Origin of the sequence: Flavobacterium xanthum (assembly GCF_900142695.1) — a bacterium.
GTDB lineage: Bacteria > Bacteroidota > Bacteroidia > Flavobacteriales > Flavobacteriaceae > Flavobacterium > Flavobacterium xanthum.
This window is the reverse complement of record NZ_FRBU01000069.1, coordinates 1-6,731: the sequence shown is the minus strand read 5'-3', so window position 1 is coordinate 6,731 and position 6,731 is coordinate 1. Positions and strand designations below refer to the sequence as shown.

Below are 6,731 nucleotides of genomic sequence, written 5' to 3'. Positions count from 1 at the left end.
CTCTTCTTGTTCTTGACATAATTCTGCTAATTTAAGGTTTTTAATCCTATCTTAAATTCACACAAAAAGTTGTACGTTTTTTGGGGAGCAGCATAAAAAGTATAAAATATATGAATTTAAAGAAAATTGAAACTAGAGATCTATATTTTTTGACTAAAATAATCAAAGTATCAATTCAATAATTTAACTTATTATAAATTATTGAAAAATATTAGATTCTTAACCAATCACTTAAAATAAATATTATATTTGATTTAATATATTTTAACTCATTCTCTTACATTAATATATCAAATTAGTAAAATAAAGATCAAATAGATGAATACATTCAATGACATTAAGGAATTAATTTCTGCTTTGAAAAGAGAGGAAAAACTAATTTCTGAAATGTTTAGCAAAAGAAAATCTATTAATTACAAGTACAGTGATGCGTTAGCGTTGGTCGATTATGACGAAAATCGGATTGATTATTTAATACAAAGGTCAGTTGTAAGAGAAAATGGAGGACTTTTAGAACTTGACGACCAATTTTTAGAATTTTTTGAACAGATTCTGGATGTTAATGAGGAAATTAACTTGTCTTATATTGATGAAAATATCAAAAATATCAGAGAAAATATTGATTACTTTTTAAACGAAAACAACGAGAACAAAAAATATAGTTATCTACGATTTATAAAAAAGACCTTCAGAAAAATGGGAATTATTACCCTTAGGAGTGTCGTAGATTTGAGACGAAACATAGAGAATACTTTTAAAAATGAAGCTAATTATAAAAACAAACAATTAAAATTAGAAAATCTTGATACGAAAAGAAAAATCATCGAAAATCTTATTAATCATACCTTAAAGCTGATTAACGAAGATGAAATTACATTTTTCAACAGAGCATTAGATGAAGAGCTTAACAGAATTATTATTGAGTTAAAACATCAATTAGGAGAATCTTCACATAACCTGATTGAAATAGAAAAGCAAATCATTGATTACCTAAATCAAATAAAACACCAAGGAAAATTTTTAGAGAAATTGCGAAAATTAAAATACTTAAAAGATCATTTTACTATTGAAGCCGAAACGGATATTAAGCAAATAATTGCCGCTAAAAATCAAGTTATTTTTGAAACTAGATTAAGCGAACCGTTAAACTTATCATTGGATTTTCTTCGAGAAAATGAAAAAGCTTTTGAAACGATTAAGAAGATTGCAAAAAATCATAAAAATAGAAAACAGGACAAACCCATATTAGCAGATAGAATTTCTGATGAATACCTTGAAAGTAACATCGAAAGTGAGGTAATGATAAATTTAGAAGAAATTAGAAATAAATTTGTAGCAACCAGCGATAATCTATTCAACTTTATTCTTAATTATGACTTTCATAAAGAAGTAGATTTTGATGAACGAGTGACTGTTTTTTGTCAAATTATTTCTCAATATGAGCAAGAATTGGTCGTAGAAGATGATTTTCAAAAAACAAATAATATAGAATTCGCAATCGTATATTCAAGATAATACTTATGATTACAAAATTTACCTCAGAAATATTTGACGTGCTTCGTAAAGGTCAATTTATCTGTTCCAACAGTCCAAATGATCGCATTCAAACACTCTATAAAGTGCTCGATGAACAAGATACTTTTGCAGATTTATACGAGTATTTCTACCAAATTAATTACATTTTAGAGCAAGGAAACGAATATTTCTATTTTAGTCGTTTAGAAAATAATGTTGATTTAGACAGAAAACTTGAAAAAGCATTTAATTGGATTGATACTCTAGACTTCTTCAAAACTTTTGATTCTTCTTTTGATGTTGGCTTTCGGTTTTCTCCTGCAGACATCGTAAATCAGTTAAAAAACAATGCTGATTTAAAAACGAAATTAGAAAGTCTTAAAAAAATAAGTAGCGAACAAAAAAACTATGACCGAATTAAAAAAATAATTGAAAAATTAGAAAAGGATAATTTTATCACTTTAGAAAATGAAATTTCTGAAACCTACAAAGTTTTGACCTCGTTCAACTACTTAAAAGAAATTATAACAACTATTAATATTCCCGAAGAAATAGAAAATGAGATACCTTAATAAAATAGTTTTTATAAATAGTGCATCCATAAAATATGCAGAAATTGAATTAGATGGTAACACCCATTTAATCGGTACACAAGGTGTAGGAAAAAGTACTTTGCTTCGGGCTATTTTGTTTTTTTACAATGCCAATAAAACAAGATTGGGCATCCCAAGAGAAAAAAAGAGTTTTGATGATTATTATTTTGAGTATCAAAACTCATACATTATCTATGAAGTTGTTAAAGATAATGTTCCATTTTGTGTTTTAGCCTACAAAGTAAATGGCAAGGTTGCTTTTCGGTTTTTTAATTCAGAATACAAAAGAGAAAATTTTGTTGACACGAATAATCAAGCCTTTGAAAGTTGGGATAAAATAAGAAATGCGTTTGGAAAAGAAATTCATTACACCGCATTAATTCCAAGTTATGAAGATTTTCGCAGAATAATTTATGGCGACAATAAGGGACTAAATCCTGATTTCAGGAAATATGCTTTAATCGAAAGTAAGCAATATCAAAATATACCTAGAACAATCCAAAACGTATTACTCAATTCAAATTTAGAAGCAAAATTCATTAAAGACACGATAATAAATTCTTTAAATGAAGATGAATTTACAATCGATATTGAAAATTATGCAAAAAGTCATTTACGGGATTTTGAAACTCAGATTAACGATATTAAAATATGGTTTAACAAAAATAAAAATGGGCAGATAATTGTACGTAATCAAGCAGATAGAGTTATTGGCAAATTCAGGACTTTTAATTATTTGAATAGAGAGAAAAAAGAATTAGCATTCAATTTAAATGCTAGAATGTATTTTATTGAAAGTCAAAAACCAGTACTTTCATCTCATTATTTGATTGAAAAGAACGCACTAGATTTAATGTATAAAAAGAAAGAAAGCATACAAGACCTTCATTTAAAAAGAGAACTAAATATTGTTTCCGAGATTAAATATATAACTAAAGAATTAACGAAGGCAAGCGATAAACAAACAGAATACAACAATCAAAACATTACTAATTTAATTCAAAAAGTAGCAAAAAAAAGCACATTGACTAATGAACAAAAAACTTTGGGTGAAGAAAAAAATATCCTAACTTCTTCTTTTGGAGCGATCAGTCAAAAATATGACGCATTACTCTCTCAAGTTCAAAACCAAAATCAGAAATATACCAACAACCAAAATGCAGAAACTAATACCATTCAAAGCGAATTTGGAAATGAAAAATTCTCCTTAAATGACAGGTATCAATCTCTGATTACACAAATTAAAGAAGACAATAAAGCGGAACAAGAAAAAGCTTCGAACGAATTAAACAATATTGAAAGTGAAGAAAATCGGATTAAAAATAAAAAATCAGAACTAAAACATCAGACGTTTTTTGTTGCAGAAATTGAAAGGTGCAAAGAAGAAAAAAACACACTTGACAATCAAATGACGTCATCTGACTCTATTGTTTCGGATTCAAAAGACAAATCAGGCAATATTAGAAAAGAATGGGAATTAGAAACAAATGAAATCGAAAGAAATTGTGCTATTTCCATTGAAAAAGAAAAAGACAAAAGTGATACCAATGCCCAAGAAATTGAGGTAATTGAAAACAAAATTAAGCAAAGCAAATCTTCACTTTACGGTTGGTTAAACGACACAATGCCTAACTGGGAAAACAACATCGGAAAAGTAATCGATGAGGATAATGTGCTTTTTAATGCGGACTTAAATCCTAAATTAATCGACAACAAATCGACTACTTTTTTTGGTATAGAATTGAATTTAAACGCTTTGAATAGCCGTATAAAAACGGTAAAAGAATACCATCTTGAAATTGATAAACATCGAAGCAAGATTGCGGAAATTCTCAAAACAATTGAGAAAATTACTCTGGACAAGGAGTCTAATTTGCTAAAACTAAAAACTAAATTCCAAAAAAAGCTAAAAGACTTTAAAGAAATTATCGCAGAAAATGAATACCTTATAATCCAAACGGAAGAGAAGATAACAAAAAATAAAATCGAATTAAATCAGTGGATTGAGAAATCTAAATCCCAAAAAGAATCAATTTTGCAAGGTTTGGAGAGTGATTTGGATAAAACAGCTTCTCAAAAAATTAAGGCACAAGAGCAAATAGATACTATCAGAAAAGGAATTGAACGGAAAATCTCTTTAAAAGAAAAAGAAAGAGACACCGAAATAACTAATCTAAACACTATAAAGAGTGCTAAAATAGATGCAATTGCAAATGCTATTTTAGCAAACAAAAAAGAGGCCGACATTCGTATTCTTGAACTAAAAAAGCAACAAAACGCTGAACTAGAAGACAAAGGCGCGGATACAAAAAGACTTGATTTTATCGACATTAGATTAACCGAATTAGGAAAATCTCTAGATTTTATTGCAAATAACGAACGTATTGTTTTTGAATATGAAAAAGACAAAAGAGAACTTTTTGATAAAATTCCTGAACTGAAAGCAAATAAAATAAGTTTAGAAATTAAGCAAGATGCTTTTGAAACAGAACATAAAATTGAAATTATTAAATTAGAAGAGAAATATAAAAATCAAAAAGAAATTGTTGAAAAAATTCAATCGAAAACAACTGAATTTCAAGTAGATGAAAACAAGTTTTTAGAGTTTCAGAAATCGGAAACTTTCGCAAGACTTGAATCTTATTTTAGTGATGAAACACACAAAATTGAAGATACAAAAACGGCTGTTACCATTATTTCTGAAGTAAACGACAAGCATTATAAAGGAATTGAAACATTCAAAGAATTACAACAGTCAATAAATACTTTCAATGGAAACTTTAAGGAGCATAATATTTTTAGTTTTAAAGTGAAATTAAATGAAGATACCGATTTTTTAAATTTCGCATCAGACTTAAAAGAATTTATTGAAGCCGATAAAATTAATGAATTTGAAAAGAGAGTTAACGAACGATTTGCCAATATTATTCGATTAATAGGTCGAGAAACAACGGAACTAAACTCTAAAGAAGCTGAGATTGAAAAAATTATTAAGAAAATTAATGATGATTTTGTGAACAAAAATTTTGTGCAAGCCATTAAAGAAATGGAAATGAGAACGCAAAAAAGTTCAAACTCAATAGTGAAATTACTCATTCAAATAAAAGAATTCAATGACGAGAATAGTTTATTATTAGGAGAATCTAATTTATTTACAAGTTCAGATACGAATTCAAAAAATCTGAAAGCGGTAGAATTATTAAAACAATTAGTAAAAGAGTTAGAAAAATCTAAAAACTCAACGCTTACATTATCAGAATCTTTTGATTTACAATTCCGAATTGTAGAAAATGACAATGATTCGGGTTGGGTAGAAAAACTTTCGAATGTTGGTAGTGAAGGAACTGATGTTTTGGTAAAGGCGATGATTAATATTTTGCTGCTGAATGTTTTTAAAGAAAGTGCCTCCAAACAATTCAAAGATTTTAAATTGCATTGCATGATGGATGAGATTGGACGACTTCATCCTAATAATGTGAAAGGAATTTTGCGTTTTGCCAATGAAAGAAACATTCTTTTAATTAATGGTTCGCCAACAAGCCAAAATGCGACAGATTATAAATACACCTATAAATTGGCGAAGGAACAATCCACAATGGATGCTAAAAAATACATCACTAAAATTAATCGTTTAGTAAAAGTAAACGCCAAAGTTCTTAATTAATGGATTTAACTTTAAAAATAGCAAAAGTATTAGTACAACTAATCAATGGAGAAACTATTCCTGACAGCTCAGCAAAAAGTAAGTTAATCGATGATTTGGTAAGGGAAAATATTATTTTTAGAAAGGGAAAACATAAAAAAACTTTACAGCTATTTAATGAAAACAACTTACACCTTTATTTAATAAATCAATTACAAATCAATAACTTGAACAAGTATATTCAAGCTTTAGAAAATGATAATTCAACTCGTGCCGATTTTGTTAAAATTACTAGCGATTCTAAAAACTCAAAAGAGAGAGTATTCAAAGGCTTTTTGATAAACTGCTATAATCCAATTATTGCTGAACTAAACAATCAGACGGTAACAATCAATCCTACATTAGGTAGTTTTATTTTTATCTATGATTATGAAACTTTTAAAATACCCAAAAATGTAACCATTATAGGAGTCGAAAACACCAAAAACTTTAGTCAAATTCAAGAACAAAAATACTTATTTGAAGGTTTAAATCCACTATTCGTATCTCGTTATCCACAAAACCAAAACAAAGATTTAATAAAATGGTTAAAATCTGTTCCTAATAACTATTTACATTTTGGAGATTTTGATTTTGCAGGAATTGGAATTTATTTAAATGAATACAAAAAGCATCTATCACAAAAGGCTACCTTTTTCATACCTGAAAATATTAAAAGTGCTTTATGTGAAAATGGAAATAGAGAAAGATTTAATAATCAAAAACTAAATTTCAAAATAGATACCATTCAGGAAGTAAAAATTTTATACTTATTGGAAATCATTAATACAGAAAAAAAAGGTTTAGATCAAGAATATTATATTGAGACCGAAACCCAATGATAATTATGCTGCTCCCCAAAAAACGTACAACTTTTTGTGTGAATTTAAGATAGGATTAAAAACCTTAAATTAGCAGAATTATGTCAAGAACAAGAAGAG

At 27.7% G+C, this 6,731-nt stretch carries 4 protein-coding genes; all 4 read left to right on the top strand.

Going from position 1 to position 6,731, the window contains the following annotated elements:
- The first annotated feature begins 318 nt into the window (after positions 1-318).
- From BUC11_RS16055 to BUC11_RS16040, 4 genes are read left to right on the top strand one after another with little or no spacing between them, the layout of a single operon-like run.
- Complete coding sequence (locus tag BUC11_RS16055) at positions 319-1,515, top strand: hypothetical protein (protein ID WP_073355691.1); 1,197 nt, start codon at positions 319-321, stop codon at positions 1,513-1,515.
- A gap of 5 nt (positions 1,516-1,520) precedes the next feature.
- Complete coding sequence (locus tag BUC11_RS16050; RefSeq protein ID WP_084129734.1) at positions 1,521-2,087, top strand: condensin complex protein MksE; 567 nt, start codon at positions 1,521-1,523, stop codon at positions 2,085-2,087.
- Complete coding sequence (locus tag BUC11_RS16045; protein WP_073355690.1) at positions 2,074-5,772, top strand: ATP-binding protein; 3,699 nt, start codon at positions 2,074-2,076, stop codon at positions 5,770-5,772. Before BUC11_RS16050 ends, BUC11_RS16045 begins: the two co-directional genes overlap by 14 nt.
- The gene (locus BUC11_RS16040) at positions 5,772-6,632 is read left to right on the top strand and encodes a DUF7281 domain-containing protein (RefSeq protein ID WP_073355688.1); all 861 of its coding nucleotides are present in this window, start codon (positions 5,772-5,774) and stop codon (positions 6,630-6,632) included. Before BUC11_RS16045 ends, BUC11_RS16040 begins: the two co-directional genes overlap by 1 nt.
- Positions 6,633-6,731: the final 99 nt, after the last annotated feature.

Excerpts from the sequence above, each read along its gene's own strand:
- BUC11_RS16045 (WP_073355690.1), top strand. The coding sequence starts at position 2,074 with ATGAGATACCTTAATAAAATAGTTTTTATAAATAGTGCATCCATAAAA.
- BUC11_RS16040 (WP_073355688.1), top strand. The coding sequence starts at position 5,772 with ATGGATTTAACTTTAAAAATAGCAAAAGTATTAGTACAACTAATCAAT.
- BUC11_RS16055 (WP_073355691.1), top strand. The coding sequence starts at position 319 with ATGAATACATTCAATGACATTAAGGAATTAATTTCTGCTTTGAAAAGA.
- BUC11_RS16050 (WP_084129734.1), top strand. The coding sequence starts at position 1,521 with ATGATTACAAAATTTACCTCAGAAATATTTGACGTGCTTCGTAAAGGT.